Annotated in this window: 24 protein-coding genes; 13 read left to right on the top strand and 11 right to left on the bottom strand. The window is 54.8% G+C overall.

Annotated elements, in window-relative coordinates; genetic code table 11:
- Nucleotides 1-52: 52 nt before the first annotated feature.
- Nucleotides 53-565, top strand: coding sequence for a DUF3087 family protein (locus ELY33_RS07510; protein ID WP_126946254.1), 513 nt, complete (start codon nucleotides 53-55; stop codon nucleotides 563-565).
- Between the two features lie 47 nt (nucleotides 566-612).
- Nucleotides 613-1,353 (top strand): MliC family protein, encoded by a 741-nt coding sequence (locus ELY33_RS07505; RefSeq protein ID WP_126946251.1) that lies wholly within the window; start codon nucleotides 613-615, stop codon nucleotides 1,351-1,353.
- A 31-nt stretch (nucleotides 1,354-1,384) separates the two neighbouring features.
- On the opposite strand, the gene ELY33_RS07500 is transcribed toward ELY33_RS07505, so the two are convergent.
- Nucleotides 1,385-2,455: a metal-dependent hydrolase gene (locus ELY33_RS07500; RefSeq protein WP_126946248.1), complete on the bottom strand. Its 1,071-nt coding sequence runs from the start codon at nucleotides 2,453-2,455 to the stop codon at nucleotides 1,385-1,387.
- Nucleotides 2,456-2,532: 77 nt separating this feature from the next.
- Here ELY33_RS07500 and ELY33_RS07495 point away from each other — a divergent pair, with 77 nt between their 5' ends.
- From ELY33_RS07495 to ELY33_RS07485, 3 genes are read left to right on the top strand one after another with little or no spacing between them, the layout of a single operon-like run.
- Entirely contained in the window at nucleotides 2,533-2,982 is a 450-nt protein-coding gene (locus ELY33_RS07495) for a DUF411 domain-containing protein (protein WP_126946245.1), read from the top strand.
- Nucleotides 2,983-3,000: 18 nt separating this feature from the next.
- A complete protein-coding gene (gene gloA, locus ELY33_RS07490; protein WP_126946242.1) occupies nucleotides 3,001-3,441 on the top strand; it encodes a lactoylglutathione lyase in 441 nt (146 codons plus the stop codon).
- 45 nt (nucleotides 3,442-3,486) lie between these two features.
- The gene (locus tag ELY33_RS07485) at nucleotides 3,487-3,918 is read left to right on the top strand and encodes an META domain-containing protein (RefSeq protein ID WP_167470062.1); all 432 of its coding nucleotides are present in this window, start codon (nucleotides 3,487-3,489) and stop codon (nucleotides 3,916-3,918) included.
- 19 nt (nucleotides 3,919-3,937) lie between these two features.
- Here the strand turns inward: ELY33_RS07485 and ELY33_RS07480 are convergent, their stop codons facing one another.
- The 8 genes from ELY33_RS07480 to ELY33_RS07445 form a co-directional block, all read right to left on the bottom strand.
- Entirely contained in the window at nucleotides 3,938-5,110 is a 1,173-nt protein-coding gene (locus ELY33_RS07480; protein WP_244208581.1) for an FAD-dependent oxidoreductase, read from the bottom strand.
- Entirely contained in the window at nucleotides 5,110-7,254 is a 2,145-nt protein-coding gene (locus ELY33_RS07475; protein ID WP_126946233.1) for an FAD-dependent oxidoreductase, read from the bottom strand. Before ELY33_RS07475 ends, ELY33_RS07480 begins: the two co-directional genes overlap by 1 nt.
- A 76-nt stretch (nucleotides 7,255-7,330) precedes the next feature.
- Nucleotides 7,331-7,963, bottom strand: coding sequence for a TIGR04282 family arsenosugar biosynthesis glycosyltransferase (locus tag ELY33_RS07470; RefSeq protein WP_126946230.1), 633 nt, complete (start codon nucleotides 7,961-7,963; stop codon nucleotides 7,331-7,333).
- Nucleotides 7,953-8,663: a TIGR04283 family arsenosugar biosynthesis glycosyltransferase gene (locus ELY33_RS07465; RefSeq protein ID WP_422822287.1), complete on the bottom strand. Its 711-nt coding sequence runs from the start codon at nucleotides 8,661-8,663 to the stop codon at nucleotides 7,953-7,955. Before ELY33_RS07465 ends, ELY33_RS07470 begins: the two co-directional genes overlap by 11 nt.
- Nucleotides 8,650-9,285 (bottom strand): ATP-binding cassette domain-containing protein, encoded by a 636-nt coding sequence (locus ELY33_RS07460; protein WP_126946224.1) that lies wholly within the window; start codon nucleotides 9,283-9,285, stop codon nucleotides 8,650-8,652. The genes ELY33_RS07465 and ELY33_RS07460 overlap by 14 nt, the downstream gene beginning before the upstream one ends.
- Complete coding sequence (locus ELY33_RS07455; protein ID WP_126946221.1) at nucleotides 9,282-10,964, bottom strand: ABC transporter permease; 1,683 nt, start codon at nucleotides 10,962-10,964, stop codon at nucleotides 9,282-9,284. Before ELY33_RS07455 ends, ELY33_RS07460 begins: the two co-directional genes overlap by 4 nt.
- A 3-nt stretch (nucleotides 10,965-10,967) precedes the next feature.
- Nucleotides 10,968-12,182 carry an ABC transporter substrate-binding protein gene (locus tag ELY33_RS07450; RefSeq protein ID WP_126946218.1) on the bottom strand — a complete coding sequence of 405 codons (1,215 nt, stop codon included), beginning with the start codon at nucleotides 12,180-12,182 and terminating at the stop codon, nucleotides 10,968-10,970.
- A gap of 24 nt (nucleotides 12,183-12,206) precedes the next feature.
- Entirely contained in the window at nucleotides 12,207-13,256 is a 1,050-nt protein-coding gene (locus tag ELY33_RS07445) for an aminoglycoside phosphotransferase family protein (protein ID WP_126946215.1), read from the bottom strand.
- Between the two features lie 254 nt (nucleotides 13,257-13,510).
- On the opposite strand from ELY33_RS07445, the gene ELY33_RS07440 reads away from it, so the two are divergent.
- The 8 genes from ELY33_RS07440 to ELY33_RS07405 all read left to right on the top strand — a co-directional run bounded on the left by ELY33_RS07440 (nucleotide 13,511) and on the right by ELY33_RS07405 (nucleotide 21,157).
- Nucleotides 13,511-14,002: an Lrp/AsnC family transcriptional regulator gene (locus ELY33_RS07440; RefSeq protein WP_126946212.1), complete on the top strand. Its 492-nt coding sequence runs from the start codon at nucleotides 13,511-13,513 to the stop codon at nucleotides 14,000-14,002.
- 255 nt (nucleotides 14,003-14,257) lie between these two features.
- The gene (locus ELY33_RS07435) at nucleotides 14,258-15,436 is read left to right on the top strand and encodes a glycine cleavage T C-terminal barrel domain-containing protein (RefSeq protein WP_208644217.1); all 1,179 of its coding nucleotides are present in this window, start codon (nucleotides 14,258-14,260) and stop codon (nucleotides 15,434-15,436) included.
- A gap of 62 nt (nucleotides 15,437-15,498) precedes the next feature.
- Nucleotides 15,499-15,981, top strand: coding sequence for a methylenetetrahydrofolate reductase C-terminal domain-containing protein (locus ELY33_RS07430; protein WP_126946209.1), 483 nt, complete (start codon nucleotides 15,499-15,501; stop codon nucleotides 15,979-15,981).
- Nucleotides 15,974-17,023, top strand: a complete 1,050-nt coding sequence (locus tag ELY33_RS07425; RefSeq protein ID WP_126946206.1) for a methylenetetrahydrofolate reductase — start codon at nucleotides 15,974-15,976, stop codon at nucleotides 17,021-17,023. Before ELY33_RS07430 ends, ELY33_RS07425 begins: the two co-directional genes overlap by 8 nt.
- A gap of 115 nt (nucleotides 17,024-17,138) precedes the next feature.
- A complete protein-coding gene (purU, locus tag ELY33_RS07420; protein ID WP_244208580.1) occupies nucleotides 17,139-18,014 on the top strand; it encodes a formyltetrahydrofolate deformylase in 876 nt (291 codons plus the stop codon).
- A 16-nt stretch (nucleotides 18,015-18,030) separates the two neighbouring features.
- Entirely contained in the window at nucleotides 18,031-18,921 is an 891-nt protein-coding gene (folD, locus tag ELY33_RS07415) for a bifunctional methylenetetrahydrofolate dehydrogenase/methenyltetrahydrofolate cyclohydrolase FolD (protein WP_126946203.1), read from the top strand.
- Nucleotides 18,922-18,974: 53 nt separating this feature from the next.
- A complete protein-coding gene (locus ELY33_RS07410) occupies nucleotides 18,975-19,424 on the top strand; it encodes an OsmC family protein (RefSeq protein WP_126946200.1) in 450 nt (149 codons plus the stop codon).
- Between the two features lie 98 nt (nucleotides 19,425-19,522).
- Nucleotides 19,523-21,157, top strand: coding sequence for an acyl-CoA synthetase (locus tag ELY33_RS07405; RefSeq protein ID WP_126946197.1), 1,635 nt, complete (start codon nucleotides 19,523-19,525; stop codon nucleotides 21,155-21,157).
- A gap of 170 nt (nucleotides 21,158-21,327) precedes the next feature.
- On the opposite strand, the gene ELY33_RS07400 is transcribed toward ELY33_RS07405, so the two are convergent.
- Both ELY33_RS07400 and ELY33_RS07395 read right to left on the bottom strand, forming a co-directional pair.
- On the bottom strand, nucleotides 21,328-22,404 hold the full coding sequence (locus ELY33_RS07400; protein ID WP_126946194.1) for a TauD/TfdA dioxygenase family protein: 1,077 nt from the start codon (nucleotides 22,402-22,404) through the stop codon (nucleotides 21,328-21,330).
- 204 nt (nucleotides 22,405-22,608) lie between these two features.
- On the bottom strand, nucleotides 22,609-25,467 hold the full coding sequence (locus ELY33_RS07395; RefSeq protein ID WP_126946191.1) for a valine--tRNA ligase: 2,859 nt from the start codon (nucleotides 25,465-25,467) through the stop codon (nucleotides 22,609-22,611).
- Nucleotides 25,468-25,490: the final 23 nt, after the last annotated feature.

Here is a 25,490-nt window from a genome sequence, read left to right as displayed (position 1 = left end):
GCCCTGGCCAGCCCCGTATCATAAGGGACTACTTTTGATGATGAGGTTGGCCATGGTCTTTACCCTTGAGCAGCATAACCCCAGTAGCTACCAGCGTAAGGCGCGGATGATCAGTATTGCCATGGCAGGGCAATTAATTGTCTTTGGTTTACTGTTCTCGATGCTTTTAACGTCTGCCTTTGGCAGCAGCTTATGGCTCAACGGGTTAGGGGTATTCCTTGGCTTGTTGGCTACCAGTGCGCTGTTTGCGGTGCTTAAAGATCGTCCCTGGATGACTGAAATGCGCTACGTATGGCAGCTCAAACATCACCTTTCCCATATCAGTGGCTATCTGCAACCGCTTCGACGCGGCGTAGAAGAAGGTAATCGTGTAGCGTTGGATATAGTGACGTTTTACCATCAAGGCATGACGCAGCTTGCTGAGCTCAATGGCCGTACAACCGATGATGACTCAGAGCGCCTGGCTGAAAAAATGCAGATAAAGTTAAAACGCGAAGAGCTGGGACTGCCAGCCCAGGTTGATGGTTTTGATCCGCAGGATTTGAAAGCATTTAAGCGTCGTTAAGACAGCATTAGCGGTAACAACAGTGATGACAACAGGGAGCGGGACGCATGACTTACTTACCTAATCGGTTAACCGGTTTAATGGCGCTGATTGCGGGCACGATTGCGCTAGCGGGCTGTGCAACGACAGGGACAACACCTACTGATGCTGCTGGAAAGTCTAAAACCACCGTACACAGTAGTGCACCGTTACTGCCGGCTGTCTTGTTTCCTGGTAGCGCGGCACACTTTGACGCTTGGGAGTGCCAACCTGCAAACCAAAACTTGGTGACCGCAGTGAACGACGATAACCTGCGTCTCTGGTCACTGCACGGCGCGTGGCGTTTACCAGAGGCAATAGTGGCAAGTGGTGCGCGCTATCAAGATGGCGAGATCAGCTTTTGGAACCGCGGTGATAAGGCGCAAGTGGAAACACCGCGTGGTCAGCTTCAATGTCAGCAGGGGCAGCGTCGACTAGCCGCGACCCGTGCAGACCATCCTGGTGTGATGTTCCTGGGGCGCGGTAATGAGCCAGGCTGGTCGATTGAGCTCGCCCATGACGCACCGATGATGACCTGGACAACCGCCTACGGCAGCGAGACGCAGACCATGCCCTATATGGTAAGTGTTATGGATAACGACGCAGGCCGTGTTGTGATTGAAAATGCCAACGCCGAGCAGTTTTTCCGTGTTCGAATTGAAGCGGGCGCCTGTTTCGATGACATGAAAGGACAGCCTTATCCTGCCCGCGTTACGCTGACAATTGGCGGCGAACAGTACAAAGGCTGCGGCCAGGGTATCGCTCCCTAACCGCTGCGCCCTTTTTTAATCCACTGGCGTATCAGCATCGGTATTGGAAGGGCTCGGCACGCCAGTGAGATTCAATAAAATCGCTAGCACATAGCGCCGCAACATTTCCGGTCGCTCTAGCGGCGAGTCTAGACAGCGTCGTAAATTGAAGGCTGCGGGAAGTGTCTAATTCTTCACTAATGTCTACCGGACGCCAACGATCTCCGTCCCGCGTCGCCAGGGTAAAACTGAACGGATGAAATCCTGGAAAACCGAGACGAATATCGGTGGCGATCAAGGTTTCCTGATCATCAATCCACTGGATGTCATAACGTAGAAACGGACCAGCAAACCACACTAACCGCTGCCCTAGCGGTCCAGCTAACGCACTTTCTTCAAGTGCGACATTACGCTTTATAGGTTCAAGCGCTGGCTCGCGCTGACCATCAAATACGCTAATCAAACTTTCAAAGTAGCGATCTCCGTCAATAACGGTGGCGCGCCACAGTGCAATATTAAACGGTGTTGGTTGAATCAACACGGGCGCTGCCTGCAAGCCAGCATCGGCTAATGCCGGCGCTAAGCGTTGCTCAACGCTCCATTTCGCGCCTGCCGCCAGCAGTAAATATAGACCCGATACCGCTAATCCAACGGTACAAGCTCTAAACACTTTTTTAGTAGCAACAGCGATAATCAGCGCAACCAGTAGTGGCAGGGTGTAAAAAGGGTCGATAATGAACACAATAGGCCACGCTGCAGGTGGCCTATCTAGCGGCCAGAGCAACTGAGTGCCATAAGTGGTTAAGGAATCCAGTAGCGGGTGAGTGATTAAAATGAGCGCAAAAAAGCACCACCATCTTCCCAGGGATATATCACGAGCAGGCGCGAAACGATTGCACAGCAGTGCCAGCGCTGTGGCTAAGCCGGTCAGCACAAACAGCGAGTGGCTAAAACCGCGGTGCTCTGTCACATTGGCGACGGCATCGCCATAGTCGAGCACTACGTCTAGGTCGGGTAACGTGCCGAGCAGCGCACCAACAAGCACGGCTTTCCGGCCCAGTCGTTTGCCCAGCACTGCACCGCCGATGGCGGCCCCAAGGGCAGCTTGTGTAATTGAGTCCACGAATATCTCCTTGGGGTGGCCCCCAAATTCTCAGCAAATTATGTATTATTATACAGATACGTTAAGAGGATTTTTAAATGTCACAAAATCGTCTAATTAAGCGTCTGGCAGTCAGTCTTCTTGCTGCGTATTCGCTCAACGCTTTGGCAACGCCTACTATTGATGTGCACAGTGACCCCAACTGCGGGTGTTGCGGCGCGTGGGTGAGCCACCTCGAAGAAGCCGGGTTTGATGTTAATCATCATCGCGATGGCAATGTGCGGTCCATTAAAATGGCCAACGGCGTTCCGCCTGAACTCGCTTCCTGTCACACGGCGGTCGTAGAGGGCTATGTGATTGAAGGTCATGTGCCCGCTTCAGATATTAAGCGCTTACTGGATGAGCAGCCCGATGTGGTTGGGCTAACGGTGCCGGGCATGCCTCATGGCTCTCCGGGGATGGAAACAGGCCGAGTTGATGATTACGCCGTTCTCAGTTGGACCCGCAACGACAGCCCCCCGGCTATTTTTAGCGAATACACCCAGTAATGCTGAAGGGAGAATGACATGCAGTTTTTGCACACCATGGTACGGGTAACCGACCTGAAAGCGTCGCTGAATTTTTACTGCGACCTGTTGGGGCTTAAAGAAGTGCGTCGTAAAGAAAACGAAAAAGGCCGTTTTACCCTGGTCTTTCTGGCCGCGCCGGAAGATGAAGCGCGCTCTGAACGCTTAACGGCGCCAGAACTTGAGTTGACCTATAACTGGGACCATGAAGAGGTCGCCGGTGGGCGCAACTTCGGCCATTTGGCCTATCGTGTCGACGATATTTACGCGCTATGCAAAAAGCTTCAAGATAACGGCGTGACCATTAACCGCCCACCGCGGGATGGGCACATGGCGTTTGTGAAGTCGCCCGATGGTATTTCTGTTGAGCTACTGCAAAAAGGCGATGCGCTGCCCTCTCAGGAGCCATGGGCGTCAATGGAAAACAGTGGAAGCTGGTGATTTGTCAACAAGGAGCATGAGACAGTGACGGTCAAATTTGGAGCAATGTTAGCCGGTGTTGCTACCGCGCTATTCATCAGCGCGTGTAGCAGTGCACCAGAGCAAGAGAGCACGGCAGCGCCGGAAAGCGTGTCGCTGTCAGGGCCAATAGTCGATCAGCGTTGGAATTTACTGCTAGTAGGTACCGATGAGCGGGTGTCGTTACCTGATACGCCGTTCTTTCAAATTGGACGCGACGGCAGCGTAAGCGGCTCGGATGGTTGTAACCGCTTTACCGGCAATGTGAATCTAGGGGAAAACCAACGCATCGAGTTTAGTCAGTTGGCCTCGACACGCATGGCTTGCCCCAATATGGAAGACGCTAAGCGGGTGACGGATATGCTCGACACCGCCTACCGGTTCTTAATTGATCACGACCGACTGGTATTCTTCGGCCCAGATAGTCGGGTTTTGGGTGGCTGGCGCGAAGCTAACTGATCAACGGCTGACCTGAGTGTTAACTCTCAAAAGGCGGATTGAAGCGGGCAATAAAGCGCGCATCAATCCGCTTTTTCCACTCCCATACCCAACGGCCTGAAAAGCCGATGGCACCTCTGCTAGCAATCGCATGGCCGTCGCCAGTGCCGATCAGTGCTAGCACGCGCTTGGGTGGCTGCCAAGTGGCTAACGGTTCCCTGTGGCAGGCAGCGCGCAGGTTGTCGGCGAGCAGCGGCCCCATGCGTACCGCATAAACGCCGGCCTTGGGTAGTGGAGAAGAGTGCTGTGGTGGGTTGAAAGCGGCACAGTCTCCAGCAGCGAACAGCCCCGGTTGGCCCGCTACCTCCAGTGTGTTATTTACCTGGATAAATCCCTGCTGATTCAGCGGCAGTGCTGTGCCTTGCAGCCAGGGTTGTCCAACGGCACCGGTTGCCCACAGTACAATATCCGCTTCGATGAGTTCGCCTTCAGAGGTATGTACGCCACCATTAACCAATGCTTCCCCGCGCACGCTGTGAAGGACGGTAATGCCTGCCCGGCGCAGTGCACGTTGCGTTAACCAGCGGGGCAGGCGACCTGCGTCGGGTAGTAGCGTGGTTGATGCGCTGATTAGCGCGCCTTGCCAAGTAATGTCTGAACGTTGTTGACGAAGCTGCACCAACACACTCATCAAGGTTTCACAGCCTGCTGCGCCGCCGCCTACGCTAACCACCCGCTGGCGAGAGCCTCGGGGAAGCTGTTCGACGTTATCTCTTAGTGTTTGCCAGCGGTGGTGAAGTGAGCTTAACGGTCGCATCGCCAACAAATAAGGGCTCTGTTCGTCATGGGTTTCGGGAAGCGGCTGTTCGGGCAACTTGAGCGTAGAGCCCACGTTAAATGAAGCCACATCAAAGTGGACCACTTCGCCGTTAGCAAGTGTTATCTGGCGCGTAGAGGTATCGATGGCCACGGCAGGTGAGGTGATTAAACGAGCGCCTGCCTGTTGAGCTAGCGCGGCCACATCAATTTGCGTTTCACGCAGTGTGCATTCCCCTGCCAGCCACGCCGGCACGCTGCCAGAATAGGCCGACAGGGCACTGTCGCTGACGACAATAACAGCGATAGCCGGATCGGGGCGCTGGGCAAAGGCTTCTAACACGAATGCATGGGCATGACCCGCGCCAATTAACACGAGATTTTTCATGGGAGGCATCATTTTTCCGTGCCACGCCGCCAGCGGAAGTAGCGTTCCAATAGCGCAAGAATCCGTTCCGGCTTGTGGGCGTTTTTCCACACGCCAGCGGTAGCCTTGGCGGCTTCCCCCAACGTTGGGTAAGGATGAATAGTGCCCAGAATCTTATTGAGCCCCAGTCCGTGCTTCATGGCCAGGGTGAATTCGCCGAGCCACTCGCCTGCGTTTTGCGCCACGATGGTAGCACCCAGAATTTTGTCTTTACCGGGCACGGTGAGCACCTTGATAAAGCCTTCGGTGGCGCCTTCGGCAATGGCGCGGTCGCTCTCGCTCATGGCGTAGTGGGTAACTTCAAACGCCACCCCTTTGGCGGTGGCCTCTTTTTCGTTGAGTCCGACCCGGGCAACTTCCGGCTGAAGATAGACGACTGCGGGCATAAAGCGGTAGTCCACCGCGAAGCTTTTTAACTCACCAAACAGCGCGTTCACGGCGGCGTGCCACGCCTGATGGGCAGCGGCGTGGGTGAGCTGATAAGGGCCCGCCAGGTCGCCGCAGGCCCAGATGTTGGGGAGGCGGGTCTGCAGGCGCTCATTGAGGTCTAGAGTGCCAGCGTTGGTAGTGGTAATGCCTAACGCTTCCAAGCCCATTCCTTCAACGTTGGCTTGCCGCCCAACGCTGACCAGCAAGTAATCGAAGCTAAGCGTGGCGCGTTCGCCGTTGTGCTCAACGACCAGTTGATGTTGCTGATCATCTTGAGTGACCTCCACCGCCTTGGCACCGCTCATCACGCTAACCCCTTCCCGGGTGAGCACGCGTTCCACGTAGTCGCCGACGTCTTGATCTTCACGGCCCAGCAGTTGAGGCGCACCTTCCACCAGGGTGACCTGACTACCCAGGCGGGCAAAGCTTTGGCTGAGCTCGCAACCAATGGCACCGCCACCCAGCACCACCAGGCGCTTAGGCAGTTCGGTGAGCGACCATAAATTTTCCGAGGTGAGTACCGGCGCGTGTTCAATGCCCGGTAGCGTTGGCACACGGGGGCGGGCGCCGGTGGCCAGCACGATGTGGCGGGCGGTGAGGGTTTTCTCACCGACTTTTATTTCCCAGGGGGAAATCAACGTGGCGTGATCCTGATAGACCTCAACGCCGAGACTAGAATAGCGCTCGACACTGTCGTGGGGCTCAATGTCGGTAATGGCCTGGTGGACGTGGCTCATCACCTTGGTGAAGTCGATCTCAGGCTCGCTGGTGTTGACGCCAAAGCGCGATGCTGTGCGCACTTCATGGGCTGCGTGTGCGGCGCGAATCAGGGCTTTGGAGGGGACGCAGCCGGTATTCAGGCAGTCACCGCCCATTTTGTGTTTTTCCACCAGGGCCACTTTGGCTTTCACGGCACTGCCAATATAGCTGGTGACCAGCCCGGCGGAGCCGCCGCCAATGACCACGATGTCGTAATCAAAATGGGCAGGCCGAGTGAAGCCTTTATAAGCCTTACGCCTTTGTACTAGTGACACAATCCGTCGGGCGATCCAGGGGAATATGGCCAGCATGACAAACGATGCGATAAGTGTCGGTGAAAGAATGCCTGCAAGGCTCTCCAGATCACCTAGCTGCCCGCCCGCATTGACATAAATAGCCGTGCCGGGAAACATGGCGACTTGGCTTACCCAGTAAAAGGTGGTGGTTTTAATTTGTGTTAGACCCATGACCAGATTGATCATAAAAAACGGAAATGCCGGGACTAAACGCATTGTGAAGAGATACAGAGCGCCATCGCGTTCGACACCTCGATTTACCGCGGCGAACTGGCGTGGAAAGCGTTTTTCAATCGGTTTTTGGAATAAAAAACGCGACAGTAAAAAGGCCAAGGTTGCGCCGATGGTACTGGCAAAAGAGATAATCAACACCCCCCAACCTAAGCCAAAAAGCATACCGCCAAGCAGTGTTAGTAGGGTGGCACCCGGAAGGGAGAGTGAAGTGATCGCCACATAAACAATAAAAAATATGCCCGCAACCCGCCAAGGGGATTGATTGAACGCCGCCTGAAAGTCGCTGCGATAGGCTTGCAAGGTTTCCAAGGTGAAAAACGTGTGGGCGCCGCTTAGGTAAAAGCCGAGCACGGCCAGTAGCAGCAGGGCGATAATCAGCAGGCGCTGACGGTTCATGGCAGGCTCCGTTGGAATAGGATGGTGTTAGAAGGAGAACATTTGTTTGGTAATAGTGGCGTACAAGGTGAATTCCTTACGCCGTAGACGTGTATTTAAGGGTTTGTTGCCAGCGCTGCCAGTCTTCTGGCCGATCAATATCCCACATAGTCGCCGGAAAAGTAGTTTCCAGGGCCAGTGCAGCAAGCCGCTGGCGAGTGACGTTGAGGACTTGCTCAGTTCCCCAGGGAATATTCTCAAACAGACTGGGGTGGTCGTCATGAGTGCCGATCAATCCATAGCCGCCGTCTTCGGCGGGTAAAATAACCACGGGCACATTTTCAAGCGCCGCACTGCACTGTTTAAGCATGGCAACGGTAATGCTAGGGCAATCAGTGCCCATTACCATTGCTGGCCCTTGGCTACTATTCAGTGCGTGACGAACGCGCATTCCTACATCGCCCTGCTGCTGGGCGGCAAGCGATATCCCGTAGCGAGCTTGTAGCTCCAGAAATAGCGGATGCTGATGCTCTAGGGAGGTCCATAGGGTGACGTGCTGCGCCCCCAGCGCTTGGCAGGCGGTGGCAACGCAGTGGCGAACCATGCTGTCGTGGGCTTGGGCCGCACCTTCTGGCCCCAGGCAAGGAATTAAGCGTGTTTTCGCCTGCCCAGGCAGTGGCGCTTTGGCCAGCAGATGTAAATGAGGCTGCACGGGTGGCTTAACGGGCATTTCGATACTCCTTGGCCAGTTGGGTCGCGTTAACGCCGCGCCAGTAGCGGTAGCGTAGCCGCCACATCAGGCAGATGGTTGGAAAGGCGCCGAATTGATCCCAGCGCCTGCCAGAGCTGACCACTTGGGTAGCCAGGCTGGCAGGAGGTTCAATATTTTTTAATCTTTTGCTGAGCTCGATATCTTCCATCAGCGGCTGATCAGGAAAGCTACCGGCTGCGAAAAACGTGTCGCGGCGCACGAAAATTGCCTGGTCGCCGGTGGCGATGCCGCTCAACCGCGAGCGCAGGTTCATCAGCTGGCTAATAACCGGTAGCCAGCGGCTTTTCCCCGCCAGGCGAATATCAAAACGCCCCCAGTGCCGCGTTTTCAATGCGTCAAGCACGCTGTTGATAGCCGCGTTCTCAGCCCCTGGCGGCAGTTGAGTATCCGCGTGCAGAAACAGCAGCACCGGTGAGTGTGCGTGTTGTGCGCCCAGGTTCATCTGGCGTGCCCGGCCCGGCTCGCTGATCAATATCCTGTCCGCAAGCCCTGTGGCCAGCGCCACGCTTTCATCGCTACTGCCGCCATCCACCAAAATGATTTCCACGCCTGTCTCGCGTAGCGGCTGCAGCAGCGTCAGCGCCGCCTGGATGCCCGCGGCCTCATTCAGCATCGGCATGATAAGGCTGAGGCGGGGTGCAGGATTACTCGAGGACAACAATCGGCCCCCCGGCAGCTGCTGCATCGGCTTCATCGTGGGTGACCAGCAGGGTGGGTAGGCCTGCTTCCCGTAACTGGCCGAACACCAGCGCGCGCATTTCCTGGCGCAGCGCGGTATCCAGTTTTGAAAACGGCTCATCGAGTAGCACGGCGCGAGGCCTGGACAGCAGCAGACGCATGAGCGCCACTCGGGACTGCTGCCCGCCGGAAAGCGTTGCTGGGTCGCGGGTTTCAAAGCCCGCCAGGCCGATCTGTTCCAGCGCTTTGGCGACCTGCGCATTTTTATCCCGAGCGCGGCGGGGTAAGCCAAAGTGCAGGTTGCCGCCCACGCTTAGATGTGGAAACAGCATGGGGTCCTGAAACAGCAGGCCAATGCCGCGATGTTCGGCAGGCAGCGTGTCCAGGCGTTTATCGCCAAGATAGAGCTCACCCTGAGCCTGAAACGCCGGCGATAAAAAACCGGCGAGATAGGCCAGCAAGGTGGACTTACCCGAGCCGGAAGGGCCCATCACGGTTAATACTTCACCAGGCGCTATGTCCCGGTGCATTGCCAGCAGGGTGTCGCCTGCCAGGGTGAGTTTCAGCTGTTTGATGTGCAGCGTTTGGAGGTTGGGGGTCATGCAGCTCCTCGCATCTGGCGGCGTTTTGCCCACACAAAGCGGGGAATCAAGAGCGCCAGACTAAAGCCAATAAAGGGCAGCAGCGCCTGAAGAAGAGCCAGCACCGCCACTAGCCTGCGATTGCCGCCAGACGCCATGGCAACGGCTTCAGTGGTAATTGTGGGAACACGCCCACCGCCGAGCAGCAGGGTTGGCAGATACTGCCCGATGCTGACCGCCAGGCTTACGGCGCAGGCGGTGAGTAACGGGGCCAGTAACAGCGGCAAGCGCACTTGCCAGAAAGCGCGCCAGGGTGAGACTCCCAGGGACAGCGCCACCTGACCCCAGCGCGGGTCCAGCCGCCGGTAGGCCTCTGATAGCGATAAATACAGATACGGTATGACAAACAGCAGGTGCGTTGCGACCACCAGGGCGTGTTGCGGCCGAATGGCAATGCTTTCCGCGGCGACCACCAGGCCAAACAGGAAGGCCACCTGCGGCACAATGAGCGGTAAATAAAGCAGCCACTGAACGCGCCGTGCGGCGAGATGATGACGCGCGGCATGCTCTAATGTTGCCACCACCAGTACGCAAGCGATAAGCGTTGCGGTGAGCCCAACGCTTAGCGTATTGATTAACGGGGTCGCCACGCTGGGCAGAATACGCTGCCAATGATCGAGCGTAAACGTGCCTGGCAAGGCGTCTGGAAAACGCCAGAACCCGGCCACCGAAAACAGCGCCAGCCCGAAAAGGGCGCTTATCGCCAGCAGGGTGACGGTGATCAGTAGCGCCCGCCCGCCAACGGCAATCGCCGTTGACCCTGATGAGCGTGCGCCGTTGGTCAGCCATCGCTGGCTCAGGCACTTGACTGCTTGTTCGCCGATCCACCAGCTAAGCAGCGCCGCCAGGGTAACGCCAAGCTGCAGCACGGCACCGGCAGATGCCATAAAACGGCGGCTTAAATCGGGGTCGTTAAACCAGTTGAGAATTGAAACGCTGAGTGTTGGCGGCAGTGTCGGGCCCAGAATCAATGCCATATCCACCACCGAGGTGGCATAGGCAATCACGGCGTAAACCGGCAAACGAATCAAGGGGTAAAGCGCAGGGAAAACGCATTTAAGCCAGGCAATGCCGGGCGCGTAGCCCAGCGAACGTGCCAAAACAACACGTGAATCAGGGCGCAACTGGGGCAGCGCTGCCAGGCTCATCAATAGCAAAAAAGGGACTTCCTTGAGTATCAGGCCAGCCATGAGCGCAAGGCCTGACGGGTCGTTGATGATAAGCAGGTCGGGTGGGCGTTCCCACCCAGTGAGCCCAGGAGAGACCCAGCGCACCAGCAAGCCGGAAGGCGCAATTAAAAAAGCGAGACCAAACGCCACGGCAGCATGGGGAATGGCCAGTAGCGGTGAGACCATTCGCCGGATAGTACGGTCAATCCAGGTGCCTTGGCTGGCAGCCAGAAACAGCACCACGATAAACAGCGCCACCAGTGTCGTGATCAGGCCGCTGGCGTAGCTCAGCCATACGGAGTGCCCTAGGCCAGCGCGCGCCCACAGGTCTTGCCATGCCTCCAGATGAAACGTATTTCCCCCGAGCACCGGCAGATAGCCAAAGGCAGGCAGCAGGACCATGGTGAGCCCTGCCGCCAAAGGCACGGTGAGTAACGCTATCATTACCCAGGGCGCTAAACGCAGTAACATTGACTAGTTCACGTAGCGTTCTTGCCACGCCTCAACAATGGCGTCTACCCAGCTTGGATGCGGCTGCCCCAGCACCTCGCCCAGTTCATCAGGCGGCAGTGTTGCGATCCCCAGGTCAATACCATCAAAGAGTGCGCGCTCGTCGGGTGAGAGCATTTTCATGGACAGGACCGTATTGCTGCCCCATACCGCTGGATCCTGCTTTTCCGCCTGGGCTTCAGGCGACATCAGGTAGTTGGCGACCACCATGGCCCCGGCCTTGTGTTGGGCGTTGTAAGGAATGGCCATAAAGCTCATGTTGCCAATCATGCCGCTATCATGAACGTAGCTTCTTACTGTTTTGGGGAGCTCGTAGTTAGCGATGGCGCCAGAGGCTTCAGTGGTGCTGAACGAAAGCGCAATGCTGATTTCGCTATCGCTCATCAGGCTACGCAGGTCAGCGCTATTGGAGGGAAACGCACGTCCTGAACGCCACAGGTGAGGGTGTAGCTGATCGAGAAATTCCCATAGCGGTGCCGTCGCGGCATCGAAATCTTCTTCCTGCATGGGTTTGTAAAACAGATCCGTGGTGTCGCTTAGCTCGAGCAGGGCCTGAGTAATAAACGCATTGCCCAGAAAGTTGGGTACCTGAGGATAGGTAAATTCACCGGGATGTTGTGCAGCCCACTCAAGCAGTGCCGGCATGTTGTCGGGGTGGTCTTCAACCAGTGCAGTGTCGTAATAGAACACTACTTGGGAGCTGCTCCAAGGAGACTCCAAACCGTCGACTGGAATGGTCCAGTCGTAGCGAACGGCAGGCGTGTTGTCAGGATCAGTGAGCGCGTAATTAGGCAACGAATCCGCCCAGGGGCCAAACAGCAGCTCGTTGGCTTTCATGGCGGCAAAATTCTCGCCATTAATCCAGATCATATCGACGCTGCCTTGATCATCGTTGCCGGCTTGCTTCTCAGCCAGCACCCGGGACACGGCTTCAGAGGTATCACCCAGTTTAACGTGAACCAACTCTACGCCGTAGAGGGCATCGACTTGCTCTGCCACCCAGCTGATGTAGGCGTTAGTACGCTCTTCGCCCGCCCAGGCATTCCAGTAAACGGTTTGTCCCTCGGCGGCGTCTAATACGGCATCCCAATCACCTGGAGCCGGGGCAGCGGCGACGGGTAGCGCCAGTGATAGCATTACGGTGGCGACAGCCGCCGCTAAGGTAGCGCGTGGTTTCATTGTACACCTCGAAGAATCAACGACTTATAGAGACGCTTTTAGGCCGATAAGTTCATTATGAACATGCTGAATAATAGGCAGAGATAAATAGTGCTCGACCCGGTCGCGGACATGGGCAATGACGGCAGCATCGGTGAGTTCTGCCGACCAATCTTCACCACGCCGCTCGGCATCCTGGCGGTTTAGATGTTGAGCGCGCCACTTAGCACACCAGGTCAGCGACCATAACCAGGTGGCACGACGGCAGGCGATCAGTGTTTCCGCGCTCGGTGTTTCGCCCTTTTGCATTTGGCTCATTCGTGCTTGCCAACGTTGATAAAAAGAGGCGACTTCATCCAGGGTTAGCACTGCCTGGCTGTTAAGGTCCCAGGTGGTCGAGGTGTAAAGCGAGGTGTGAGCTAAATCGATACCCGGTAGGCCATAGCGACATTTCTCCAGATCTACCAGAATCGCGCGACCCTCTTCAGTGATTAAAAAGTTGCCGGGATGCGTATCGAAGCTAATCAGGCAGCGCTGAGTATCGGGCAGCGTGGCAGGTAGTGCTTCTAGTTCATCGCGGACACGGGCAATGACATCGACGCTTAAATCGGCCTTTTCCAGCCATTCGGCTTGGCGGTTAATTTCTTCGCGCATGGCCTGCCACGGATCACTGGGAGCCAGCAGCGGGGCGGATTGGCTTGGCAACGGCAACTGGTGCAAGCTGGCCAGCGCCTCGGCGATACGCGGTAAATCTTCCGGCAGCTGCGCCAGCCGGCCTTCAATGGCCTCCACCAATAATCCGCCGCGGGGCAGGGCGTCGCACACGGGTAAAATGCCATGCAGGCACGGCATATGTCCGCCCTGGCTGGCGCGTTCGTAGCACGCGGCTTCATAGGCCAAGTTTTCCGCGGGTGCCAGGTTCATCTGGCTCTGTTTGGGGAGTCGGGCGACCCAGTCATCGCCGTCGCGATGAATCCACACATGATCGTGTGCAAGCCCGGTATCCGCCATTGGTGAAAGTGATTGATAAGTGATATTTGCTTGTTGCAGAGTGCTTTCCAGTGCTTGCAAGCGCGCCTCTAAAAGGGTTGGCATAGCCTCATCCGTGTCGTTATATGTTTTGCAGTGCCAGTTAGTGGCTGCACTGTCGTCAACCTTACATGTTTCGTCGTAAAGAGTGATCAAGATATAGTTAAGAGACGCTAAAATAATATCGATTGATAGCTTGTCGCTAGGCGAGTCAATAGTTACTTAGCGATGAGGTTGGTGATAAAAAACTAGGATGCGGCTGTTGTTTTGTGCTGGCACCTATCGGGCTATTACTGCCAATTATGTAGAGCTGAAAGTCAATGAAAAAAACAGTTATTGATGCCGCTGACATTCGTATTCTTTGTGCGTTGCAACAGCATGGGCCGCTCAGCAAAATAAAACTGTCAGAGCTGGTCAACCTTTCTCCGACGCCTTGCTGGGTGCGTTACACCCGTTTAAAGGAGGCGGGGCTTATACGCGGCTACCATGCCGACATTGCACTCAATCAAATCGCCAACGCCTCAAAGGTGGTCGTCACTGTTTCCCTTAAGGAACATCAAAAATCGGCGTTTGAGCGCTTTGAGCGTTATATCAATCAAGTCGATGAAATCATCGAGTGTATTGCGACAGGGGGTGGGGTGGATTATGTTTTGAAAGTGGTGACCCCCAATTTATCCGCGTTTCAGCAGGTGATGGATGATCTCCTTGCCGCTGAGCTAGGGGTGGAACGTTATATGACCTATATCACCACCAGAGAAGTAAAATCGACCCAGTTGAATCTCGCTTGTTTGATGATAGATAAGCGCCGTTGAGCACCGTGACAACGACAGCTTTACGACGGTTTTTTGTTCTGCTATCCCTATATCCCCGTCAATTAGTCCCGCCAAACACGACGATTAAACAAGCCGTATCCTCCTCTATTGAAAAGCCATCAAAACTTGGTCTGTTCAGACTTTCCAAAACGACTTTTTAGGCCGCGCTGACAAGTCTTGTCCCCCTATAGTGCATGCACCGAACGCTTTATCGTTCGCCAGTATTTAAAACACTACAACAATAAGGTGGTTAGCATGCCAAACGTGACATTAAACACCGTGGTCAGCATCAACAAACAGGACGAATTTGGTTTTGGTACCCAGATCCGTAAGTCGCCTTATTTCGACGCGACCGTTCGCTGGGGCGCCAAGGCCTTTTCCGTCTACAACCACATGTACATTCCGCGTGATTTCGGTGACCCGGAACAGAATTTCTGGAACCTAGTCAATGGTGCCATCTTGTGTGACGTGGCGGCCGAACGTCAGGTAGAAATCACCGGCCCAGATGCTGCGCAATTCATGCAGCTGATGACCCCGCGCGACCTGTCCAGCATGGCCGTTGGGCAGTGTAAATATATTCTGATGACCAATATTGACGGCGGCATTCTGAATGACCCGATTCTGCTGAAACTGGCAGAGAACCACTTCTGGATCTCGCTGGCCGACAGTGACATCCTACTTTGGGCTCAGGGGTTGGCCGTTAACTCTGGTCTGGACGTCATGATCAGCGAGCCGGATGTGTCGCCTTTGCAATTGCAAGGGCCACGCTCAGGTGACGTCATGCATGCGCTGTTTGGCGATAGTATTAAGGAAATGCGCTACTACTGGCTGAATGAAATGGAAATCAATGGTATTCCGTTGATTGTTTCACGTACCGGCTGGTCGAGTGAATTGGGCTATGAGCTATACCTGCGTGATGGTTCGCGGGGAGATGAACTCTGGGAAACCATCATGACGGCTGGGCAGCCCTTCGGTTTGCAGCCTGGCCATACGTCGACGATCCGACGTGTCGAAGGCGGCATGCTTTCCTATCATGCTGATGCTGATATGAAGACGAATCCTTTTGAGCTGGGATTGGATCGTCTGGTGAGCCTTGAAATGCCCGCTGACTTTATTGGCAAAGCCGCTTTGCAGCGTATTCAGACCCAGGGCGTGAGTCGCAAACAGGTCGGGCTTTGGATCGATGCAGCACCTCTAAAAAGACCCAATACTACTTTCTGGCCGATTGAGCGAAATGGAGAGACTGTGGGTAAGGTAACCTCAGCCGTCTACTCACCACGCCTAGAGCAGAATATTGCGTTGGCGATGGTGTCGATTGAGAACGCCGAGCTCGGTACTGAGTTGGAAGTTCTTACCGCGAGTGGGCCTGCTCGGGCAGTGGTTGTTGAGAAGCCTTTCTTTGACCCTAAAAAGCAGCTCGCGGTATCTGCATAGATGCCAGCGCCTGACCAAGGGCGGGGTTGCCCAAGTTCGCATCGCAGTCACAGGAGCGCTTTATGTATTCCATTCGTCGTTGGGTCGTGCGCAACGCCAGGTTTTTTGAGGTTGTTTATCGAACGTTTGAACCGGTGGTCATCAAGCTTGCCCCGCTATGGAACAAGGTGGGGTACCCGCGTGTAGAAAAGCCGGTCAGTAAGTTGGAAAAATTTTCCAAGGAGCTGCTGTTCGATTGCAAGATGTGCGGTCAATGTATTCTTAGTTCTACGGGCATGTCCTGCCCAATGAATTGCCCTAAAAGCATGCGTAACGGACCCTGTGGCGGCGTTCTGCAAAATGGTCATTGTGAAGTGCTGCCCGAAAAGCGCTGTGTTTGGGTAGATGCTTGGGAAGGCAGTAAGAAAATGAAAAGTGGCGACGCCATACACGCCGTGCAGTTACCCATTGATCACCGTCTGCAGGGTAGCTCCTCCTGGCTGCGGGTGGCACGTCAAGCGACGGATGCTGCCTCTCAACATAAGCAGGAGGGACGTGATGATTAATCACGATACAGGGGATGGTCGTCGAGCAACACTGGCATCCGCGTATAGCTCAAACAGCCGCCTGGAGCGGGTATTAAAAGCTGGCTATTTCGCGGTTACCAGTGAACTGGCTCCTCCCGACTCGGCGAACCCAGAAGATGTGTATGCGCGTGCGCGGGTCTTTGACGGTTACGTGGATAGCATGAATGCCACAGATGGCTCTGGCGCCAACTGCCATATGTCGAGCGTGGCAATGTGCGCGCTGTTATCACGGGTGGGTTACGACACGGTGATGCAGATCTCCTGTCGAGATAGAAATCGAATTGCCATTCAAGGCGATGTGCTTGGGGCCGCTGCGTTGGGGGTCAACAATATTTTGTGCTTAACCGGCGATGGCGTGCAGGTTGGAGATCACCCAGAAGCCAAGCCAGTGTTTGATCTCGATTCCATGTCTTTGCTAGACGTCATCGTCGGGTTGCGTGACAAAAAAACGTTTGTTAGCGGGCGCAAAATAAGTGATCCGCCTCGGGTATTTCTGGGGGCGGCCGAGAACCCATTTGTACCGCCTCAGGATTTCCGACCTTATCGGTTGGCAAAAAAAATTGCCGCAGGAGCGCAATTCATCCAAACGCAGTACTGCTTCGACCTACCTCAGTTTGAAACGTTTATGGCCCGCTCCCGAGACCTGGGGCTGCTCGAAAAATGCTTTATTTTGCCCGGTGTTGGTCCGTTGGCATCGGCTCGTGCTGCAAACTGGATGCGTAGTCACGTGCCTGGCGTGCATATTCCTGACGCGGTGATCAAGCGTTTGGAAGGGGCGCAGGATCAGAAGGAAGAGGGGCGGCAGATATGTATCGAAATGATTCAACAGCTGCGGGAGATACAAGGCGTTAGCGGGGTTCATGTCATGGCGCATCGCCAGGAATCAGCGGTTGCCGACATCATTAAGAAATCTGGCGTGTTGGATGAACGACGACCATGGGTGCCCGATAGCGAACAGCAACGTGGTGAACAGCAACGTGGTGAACAGCACAAATTAGCGGCGGGATTCGGCCACGAGTGAAGAATGGGCGTAAATGCGAAACGAATGTTGCTAATTTTTCTTCGAAGCAAAGACCGCTTTAGCAGGAAGCTAAGCAACGCGATTTCTGACTATTTATTTATATAGGCTCTCTGTTGTGACAAAAACTCAGGATCACACCAACCACTTTGTGCTAACGGTTAGATGCGAAACGCGACCAGGGATTGTTGCGGGCGTCACCTCTTACTTGGCAGAGCATGGCTGTAATATCAGCGAGCTGTCCCAGTTTGACGACAAAATTACCGGGCAGTTTTTCATGCGTACCGTGTTCAATATTCTGCCAAATGCCCGCGCTTCTTTTACGCAAATACAAGCAGGATTTGTAGAACTTGCCGATAGGCTTGGCCTGGTGTGGCAGATGTATGAGGCTGATCGCCCAGCGCGGGTATTAATAATGGTATCCCGCTTTGATCACTGTTTGCTCGATCTTCTTTATCGTCACCGTAAAGGCGAGCTGAATATTGAAATTAGCGCAGTGGTTTCCAACCATCTAGATCTTCGGCCTATCGCTGAGCGGGAGGGTATTCGCTTTGTTTATCTGCCCATCACACAAGAAAACAAGCCAGCACAAGAAGCAGAGCTGATGAAGCTGGTCAACGAGACAGACACTGAGCTAGTGATCCTGGCGCGTTATATGCAAATTCTCTCTGATCAGCTGTGCCATCAGCTCCATGGCCGTGCGATTAATATTCATCATTCATTTTTACCCGGTTTTAAAGGGGCCAAACCTTATCATCAGGCGTTTGATCGTGGGGTCAAGTTGATTGGTGCCACGGCACATTATGTGACTGCTGACCTAGATGAAGGGCCGATAATCGAACAATCGGTGCAACCGGTCGACCACGCCTATTACCCAGAAGAGTTGGTTGCGCTAGGCCGCGATACTGAAACGATGGCGCTAACACGTGCCGTTAAGTTGCACGCAGAGCGCCGCATTTTTCTATCAAGCGACAAAACCGTGATTTTCAAATAGCAGCAGTGGGAACCTTATGGCTCAGATAATAGATGGCAAAGCGCTTTCAGCTCAGGTGTTGCAACAGGTGGCTTCAGACGTTGCGTTACTTAAGGATGAGCATGGCATCGTACCGACACTGGCCGTGGTTTTGGTAGGTGAAGACCCTGCTAGCCAAGTATATGTGAGAAACAAAATAAAGCGTGCCAGAGAGGTGGGCATTGGTTCCAAAGAGTATCTGCTTGATGCCAACACGACCCAGAATGAATTAGCGCAGCTGATTGATGCGCTAAATGATGACGCTCAAGTGCACGGTATTTTGGTACAGCTACCCTTGCCTGACCAGCTGGATGAAGACGCCGTCATCGCCTCGATTCATCCCGATAAGGATGTTGATGGCTTTCATCCGCTAAACGTTGGGGCGCTCGCTGCCGGACGCGATACGTTAGTGCCATGCACGCCCCAGGGCTGCATGATCATGCTGCACCAAGCTCACCCTGACTTGAGCGGTAAACATGCGGTAGTGGTCGGCCGCTCCAACATCGTAGGTAAGCCAATGGCAATGCTGCTTTTGCAGGCCAACTGCACGGTCACCATTGTTCACTCCCGTACTCGGGATATTGAATCCCTATGCCGTCATGCTGATATCGTTATTGCTGCAGCTGGTCGCAGAGAGCTCATAGACGCTGACTGGATAAAACCAGGGGCAACGGTGATTGATGTTGGTATTAACGCTATCGAGATCGAGGGTAAGCGCAAACTCGTTGGTGATGTGGCATTTGAAGCGGTTTCTCAGGTTGCCGGTGCCATTTCGCCGGTACCTGGAGGCGTCGGCCCGATGACAATAGCCTGCCTGCTGCTGAATACGACGCGAGCCGTAACGCGTCAGCTGTCGGTGGAGCACGGTGCTATGGCTGCCAATGGCTAGCATGTCGCTATGTTTACATTGAAAGTAACTAAAACAATTAAGGAGTTGCCGTTATGTCCGTACATGAAGCCGCCATCAGCTGGACGCATGCCCCCCACGCGATCGAACCTAATACCTATTCACGTAACCACAGTGTAAGCCTGAAGGGCAATCAGGAGGTGGCAGTTTCCGCGTCGGTTGAATTCAAAGGGGACGCCAACTGTGCTGACCCAGAACAGATGCTGATCAGTGCCGTTTCCAGTTGCCATATGCTGTTTTTTCTGGCTATTGCCGAAATGCAGGGCTTTCAGGTGGCGTCCTATCAGGATGACCCGAAAGGCTATCTGGAACGTAATGGCAAACAGGGGATGGCAATTACGCGTATTGAGCTATCACCACGCATCACCTTTGGTGGCGATAAAGTGCCGGACCAGGAGACCATTAGCAATATTCACAGCAAAGCCCATAACAGCTGTTTTATACGCAACTCAGTGACTGCCGAAGTAACGATTAATGCAACGTAAAGTAGCTTGCTTTAATTAGCCATTTCCGGTGGGAGCCGGCAATGAATGGCTGAAGGGCCAAGTGATGAGCCCTTGCTAACAATAAAAGGGATAAGACCATGAGTGATATTTGCCATTTCAATGAGGCGCTTGATAAAAACGCGGCGAATCATGTCGCGCTGTCACCGCTGAGCTTTATCCGTCGAGCGGCAACGGTCTATCCCGATCGCACAGCGCTAATTTATAACGACGTACGCTATCGCTGGCGCCAGACGTATGCTCGCTGCTGCCAACTTGCGTCGCTGTTGACCCGCATGGGCGTTACTAAGGGGGATACAGTGGCGGTTATGCTGCCGAATATTCCCGCCATGTATGAAGCGCATTTTGGTGTGCCCATGGTGGGTGCCGTGCTTAATGCAATCAATACCCGGCTGGACCCAGAAGCAGTGGCTTTCATATTAACGCATAGCCGTTCGCGTTTGCTGCTGGTTGACCCCGAATACGTGGATATCGTCGAGCAGGCGTTGGCCCAGATGGAAGGGCCAGCACCCACAGTGATCAATGTGTCAGACCCCAGTCAGAGCAACGAGCGCTTTACGGGTGAGCTGGAGTACGAGGCGCTGTTAGCTGACCAGCCCATTTGGGAAGACTGGCAACTGCCTGCCGATGAGTGGGATGCCATTTCCTTGGGCTACACCTCAGGCACAACGGGCAATCCCAAAGGGGTGGTGAGTCACCATCGTGGCGCTTACCTTAATGCGGTGAGCAATGTGCTTTCCTGGACGCTGCCCGCTAATGTGACCTACCTGTGGACCCTGCCGATGTTTCACTGCAACGGCTGGTGCTTTCCCTGGACGCTGGCCGCGATTGGTGGCACCAGTGTCTGCCTGCGCAAAGTAGATCCCAAACACATTCTCATGTTGATTAAAGCACAAGGCGTCACGCATTACTGTGGCGCACCGATTGTGCATACCATGATTGCCGATGCCGCGATGGAGGCCAAAGAGCCCATCGAGCACAAGGTCTTTGGGCTGATAGCCGGTGCTGCGCCGCCCGCCTCTGTGCTAGAACGGATGGAAACAATCGGCATCGAACTCACCCATGTTTATGGCCTAACCGAGACCTACGGCCCCGCGTCGGTGTGTGCCAAACAGGATGATTGGACGCAGTGCTCGTTAACTGAGCGCGTTAGGCTAAATGGCCGCCAGGGCGTCGCCTATCCGCTTCAGGAAGGTATGGCAGTCTTTAATTCGGAAACCATGGAGCCAGTGCCTGCCGATGGAAAAACCGTCGGTGAGATTATGTTCCGCGGCAACATCGTCATGAAAGGTTACTTACGTAATGACGCTGCCACGCGTGAAGCATTCGCTGGCGGTTGGTTTCATTCCGGTGACCTAGCCGTTATGGAGCCGGACGGTTATATAAAAATTCGTGACCGGTTAAAGGATGTGATTATCTCGGGAGGAGAAAATATTTCTTCACTAGAAGTCGAGGACATCGTGCAGCGCCACCCGGATGTCGAGTTTGTTGCCGTTGTGGCAATGGCCGATGAAAAGTGGGGGGAAGTCCCCGCCGCCTTCGTTCAATTACGCCCAGGTAGCGAGCTGAGCGAGGATACCTTGATGCGCTTTTGTCGCGAACAAATCAGCCACTACAAGGCACCCAAAAAGATTATCTTTGGACCGCTACCTACCACGGCAACCGGCAAGATTCAGAAGTTTCAGTTGCGCCAGCAGCTTGAAAAAAGTCCGTGAAATGGAGCTTATGCATACTGCTGCTGGGGCGGCCAGCGTTAGGCGGGCATAACAGACGCTCCTGGAAAGCTCACCTCAATGCCACAACGGGTGCATAGACAATCGCCAGAGATAGCAGTGTTTTCGCCATCATGCTCGTCGAATAGATATCGACGTTTAGAACGCATGCATTAGTTTTGCATGGGAATATCATCTTTCCAGCGGAACCCTACGCCACCGGCTTTCCAAATACCGTCGCTATTGAAGGGGTGTGGTCCAGCCAAGTTAATGTGTTGCGGCAAGCCAAAATGAGGCGCTAGGTTCTGTCTGGATTTGATCGTCACACGGTCCATTATCCGCAGGCCTTGCTCCTCAGCGGACATATGCGCTTCAGGCGCCGCCCGGTGCGCTAGCGCCCAGTTATCAATGTAGAGTAAGTCGCCGGTGTCATAGTGATACCGTATGCCGTAGTTCTTCTCGAATGATGCATTCAACAAATCGTTATAATCGTTGAAAAGCTGCTTCATTTCGGTTTCGTTGAGCAAGCGAAGCTGTTCGACAGAGGCCGGTGCTTGCTGCAGTTCATCAATGGGTACGTCTTCTTCGGGAAACCGTTCGATGACCGCCCCGGTCATTCCTAGGTGAAGCCACACGCTCTTGCGCCCCGAAATGGGATGCGTGTGAACAACAGGGTGGCTCACGCCTGATGCCGAGTTAACTGACACCAAACGCTCCCAAAAAGCTTGCTTTTCTTCGGGTAGCGCATCAAAAGCGGCGCCCTGGTGGGCAAAGTGCGTGCCGCCTCCTTGCTCGGGGGCGCGTGCCATATAGTAGGCTGAGTGAGAGAACGTCGCGGCCTCGAAGCTGCCGTCGTTGTGCCACTGGGGCCCCACGCCTAGGATCCCGTAGCGGTTGTCGTTGGAGCAGCGGAAAATGTCTCGGTTCATCCCCGGCGTGGCGGGGTGGACACCGTGGGTCGAATGGATTTCTCCGGCGCCCCACCATTTGCTGGCATCGACCAGCTCATCTGCCGAGAGGTCTGTTTGGTGCTTGAAGACGATAAATCCGCGATGGGCCATTTCCACTTCCAGGGCTTCAATGACAGGCTCGGAGAGCCGAGTGCGAACATCGGCGCCATATATTTCAATGCCAAGCGGTTCCAGGGGCTTGACCGTCAACCCTTCTCGCTCGAACAGCGATACGTGGTCAGGGTTCAGCGTCGGTATGGTAGGAAGCGTGCTGCTGCCGTTATCGGATAATGTTGCCATATGGGAATGATCTCCATAGGTGAATGCAAGGCAGTGTCACTCGGTAAAGGGTAGTGATTTGCCTCAGACCATCAGAATCTTATGGTCTAACACTTATGGGCAGGCTGTCAGCGGTTTTGTTCCTGACGCGTTCAGCCGTGCGGGGTACATTACCCAAAACGGCACCTCAAAGGTGCCGTCTTGGGTCGCGCTATAAGCGGATGTTTAAAGCGTCGCAATTTTCGTTTGCTGCTCTTCCAGCAGTTTTTTAGCAGCTTGGAATTCAGCGAGTTTGCCTCGCTCTTTTTCCACCACGGCAATCGGGGCTTTGGCAATAAAACCGTCATTGCCGAGTTTCTTCTCGATGCCGCCGATCAGTTTGTCCTGCTTTTCAATTTCTTTGGCGAGGCGTTTGAGTTCGGCGTCTTTGTCGATCAGGTCCGCCATCGGCACCAACACTTCCATGTCACTCACTAACTGCGTTGCGCAAAGCGGCGCGTCGTCTGGGTTGGCAAGCCAGGTGGCGCTTTCTAGCTTGGCCAGCTTGGCTAGGAAGTGACGGTTGCTTTCCAGGCGTTCGGCGTCTTCCGGCTTGCCTTTGGTGAGCAACACGTCCAGCGGTTTGCCGGGGGCAATGTTCATTTCGGCGCGGATGTTACGCACCGCGATGATGACGCCTTTTAGCCACTCGATATCCAGGCTCGCCTGCTCATCGATTTTGCTTTCATCGGCTTCTGGCCAGGCTTGCAGCATGATGGACGCGCCATCTCCGACGAAGGTGCCTGCCAGCGGTGCAACGCGCTGCCAGATTTCTTCTGTGATGTAAGGCATCATCGGGTGGGCAAGGCGCAAAATCGCTTCTAGTACGCGCACCAGCGTGCGACGTGTGCCGCGCTTGGCTTCGACACTGGCATTGTCGTCCCATAAAACAGGCTTGGAAAGCTCAAGGTACCAGTCGCAATACTCGTTCCAGACAAACTCATACAGCGCTTGGGAAGCGTGGTCAAAGCGGTACTCGTTCATCGCTTTGGTGACGTGGGCTTCGGTTTTCTGTAGTTGCGAGATAATCCAGCGGTCGGCCAGGGAAAGTTCGACCTCGCTGCCTTGACCTTGAGAAGAGATACCGCAATCTTCGCCTTCGGCGTTCATCAGCACATAGCGCGAGGCGTTCCAGAGCTTGTTGCAGAAGTTGCGGTAGCCGTCTAGGCGGTTCATATCGAACTTGATATCGCGCCCGGTAGTGGCCTGGGAAAGGAACGTAAAGCGCAGTGCATCAGTGCCGTGGGCTTCAATGCCGTCTTTAAATTCCTCCTTGGTCGACTTGGCAATGGCTTTGGCCTGTTTCGGCTGCATCATATTGCCGGTGCGTTTTTCCAGCAGCGCATCTAGCGTGATGCCGTCAATCAGGTCGATGGGGTCCAGCACGTTGCCCTTGGATTTGGACATTTTCTGACCCTGACCATCGCGGACCAAACCGTGCACGTAAACCGTCTTAAACGGTACCTGCTTGGTGAATTTCAGGGTCATCATGATCATCCGGGCAACCCAGAAGAAGATGATGTCAAAACCGGTCACCAGCACGCTGGTGGGGTGGAAGGTCTCAAGCTCCGGCGTTTCTTCTGGCCAGCCAAGGGTGCCGAACGTCCACAGGCCCGAGCTGAACCACGTATCGAGCACGTCTTCGTCTTGGGTTAACTCAACATCTGCCCCCAATCCATGCTTTTCGCGGGCGTCGGCTTCCGTGCGGGCAACGTAGACATTGCCGTCGGTGTCGTACCAGGCGGGAATGCGGTGGCCCCACCACAGCTGTCGGGAAATACACCAGTCTTGTAGATCGCGCATCCAGGCAAAATACATGTTTTCGTAGTTCTTCGGCACGAACTGGATATCGCCATTTTCCACCGCTTCAATCGCAGGCTTTGCCAACTCTTCCACCGCCACAAACCATTGGTCGGTGAGCAGCGGCTCGATCACGTCGCCAGAGCGGTCCCCATAAGGCAGGGTGTTGTTGATGGTTTCCACTTGTTCCAGAAGGCCCAAGGCATCCATGTCAGCAACCATCTGCTTACGCGCTTCAAAGCGGTCAAGACCTGCGTACTTGGCGGGCAGAGTGGCGTCTTCGTTGGGCTGCGGCTGGCCTTTAATATCGAAGATTTCAGCGCGTTCAAGAATGGTAGCATCCTTGGTAAACACGTTGATCAGCAGGTGGTTCTGGCGCTTGCCTACTTCGTAGTCGTTGAAGTCGTGGGCTGGGGTAATCTTCACGCAGCCGGAGCCTTTTTCCATATCGGCATGCTCGTCGGCAACGATAGGAATGCGGCGGCCAACCAGCGGCAATTCGATAAATTTGCCGACCAGCGAGGCATAGCGAGCATCGTCGGGGTTAACCGCAACGCCGGTATCACCCAGCAAGGTTTCGGGGCGCGTGGTCGCTACCACTAGGTAGTCGTTACCGTCGGCGGTTTTGACGCCATCTGCTAGGGGGTAGCGGAAGTGCCAAAAGCTGCCTTGCTGCTCTTTGTTTTCCACTTCCAGGTCGGAAATAGCGGTGTGCAAGGTGGGGTCCCAGTTCACTAGGCGCTTGCCACGGTAGATCAGCTTTTCTTCGTGCAAGCGCACGAATACTTCTTGTACGGCTTTATAGAAGCCGTCATCCATGGTGAAACGCTCGCGTGACCAATCAACACTGGCGCCCATGCGGCGTAACTGGCGGGTGATCTGGCCACCGGACTCTTCTTTCCACTCCCACACTTTGTCGATAAACGCATCGCGGCCCAGGTCGTGGCGCGTTTTGCCTTCTTCGGCGGCAATTTTGCGCTCTACCAGCATTTGGGTGGCGATACCGGCGTGGTCGGTGCCTACCTGCCACAGGGTGTTGTTGCCCTGCATCCGCTTCCAGCGCGTCAGGGTATCCATAATGGTGTCCTGGAACGCGTGGCCCATGTGTAGGCTGCCGGTCACGTTAGGCGGCGGAATCATGATCGAAAACGGTTCACCACGGCCTGAGGGGGCGAAGCGATTGTCGGCTTCCCAGCGTTCGTACCAGCGGGTTTCGATCTGTTCGGGTTGGTAGGTCTTTTCCATGGGGAGTCGGCTCACGGCTTGCA

The organism is Vreelandella andesensis, assembly GCF_003989795.1.
In the GTDB taxonomy this organism is placed as follows: Bacteria; Pseudomonadota; Gammaproteobacteria; order Pseudomonadales; family Halomonadaceae; genus Vreelandella; species Vreelandella andesensis.
The sequence above is the reverse complement of the archived record's forward strand: the minus strand, read 5'-3'. Positions and strand labels throughout refer to the sequence as shown.

Bases quoted from the DNA above. Each gene is read 5' to 3' on its own strand.
- ELY33_RS07485 (WP_167470062.1), top strand. From the start codon at position 3,487: ATGTTAGCCGGTGTTGCTACCGCGCTATTCATCAGCGCGTGTAGCAGT.
- ELY33_RS07460 (WP_126946224.1), bottom strand. From the start codon at position 9,285: ATGACCCCCAACCTCCAAACGCTGCACATCAAACAGCTGAAACTCACC.
- ELY33_RS07450 (WP_126946218.1), bottom strand. From the start codon at position 12,182: ATGAAACCACGCGCTACCTTAGCGGCGGCTGTCGCCACCGTAATGCTA.
- ELY33_RS07445 (WP_126946215.1), bottom strand. From the start codon at position 13,256: ATGCCAACCCTTTTAGAGGCGCGCTTGCAAGCACTGGAAAGCACTCTG.
- ELY33_RS07480 (WP_244208581.1), bottom strand. From the start codon at position 5,110: ATGCCTCCCATGAAAAATCTCGTGTTAATTGGCGCGGGTCATGCCCAT.
- ELY33_RS07400 (WP_126946194.1), bottom strand. From the start codon at position 22,404: ATGGCAACATTATCCGATAACGGCAGCAGCACGCTTCCTACCATACCG.
- ELY33_RS07475 (WP_126946233.1), bottom strand. From the start codon at position 7,254: ATGAACCGTCAGCGCCTGCTGATTATCGCCCTGCTGCTACTGGCCGTG.
- ELY33_RS07455 (WP_126946221.1), bottom strand. From the start codon at position 10,964: ATGTTACTGCGTTTAGCGCCCTGGGTAATGATAGCGTTACTCACCGTG.
- ELY33_RS07470 (WP_126946230.1), bottom strand. From the start codon at position 7,963: ATGCCCGTTAAGCCACCCGTGCAGCCTCATTTACATCTGCTGGCCAAA.
- ELY33_RS07425 (WP_126946206.1), top strand. From the start codon at position 15,974: ATGATTAATCACGATACAGGGGATGGTCGTCGAGCAACACTGGCATCC.
- ELY33_RS07510 (WP_126946254.1), top strand. From the start codon at position 53: ATGGTCTTTACCCTTGAGCAGCATAACCCCAGTAGCTACCAGCGTAAG.
- ELY33_RS07440 (WP_126946212.1), top strand. From the start codon at position 13,511: ATGAAAAAAACAGTTATTGATGCCGCTGACATTCGTATTCTTTGTGCG.
- ELY33_RS07405 (WP_126946197.1), top strand. From the start codon at position 19,523: ATGAGTGATATTTGCCATTTCAATGAGGCGCTTGATAAAAACGCGGCG.
- ELY33_RS07410 (WP_126946200.1), top strand. From the start codon at position 18,975: ATGTCCGTACATGAAGCCGCCATCAGCTGGACGCATGCCCCCCACGCG.
- ELY33_RS07505 (WP_126946251.1), top strand. From the start codon at position 613: ATGACTTACTTACCTAATCGGTTAACCGGTTTAATGGCGCTGATTGCG.
- ELY33_RS07395 (WP_126946191.1), bottom strand. From the start codon at position 25,467: ATGGAAAAGACCTACCAACCCGAACAGATCGAAACCCGCTGGTACGAA.
- gloA (WP_126946242.1), top strand. From the start codon at position 3,001: ATGCAGTTTTTGCACACCATGGTACGGGTAACCGACCTGAAAGCGTCG.
- ELY33_RS07495 (WP_126946245.1), top strand. From the start codon at position 2,533: ATGTCACAAAATCGTCTAATTAAGCGTCTGGCAGTCAGTCTTCTTGCT.
- folD (WP_126946203.1), top strand. From the start codon at position 18,031: ATGGCTCAGATAATAGATGGCAAAGCGCTTTCAGCTCAGGTGTTGCAA.
- ELY33_RS07435 (WP_208644217.1), top strand. From the start codon at position 14,258: ATGCCAAACGTGACATTAAACACCGTGGTCAGCATCAACAAACAGGAC.
- ELY33_RS07430 (WP_126946209.1), top strand. From the start codon at position 15,499: ATGTATTCCATTCGTCGTTGGGTCGTGCGCAACGCCAGGTTTTTTGAG.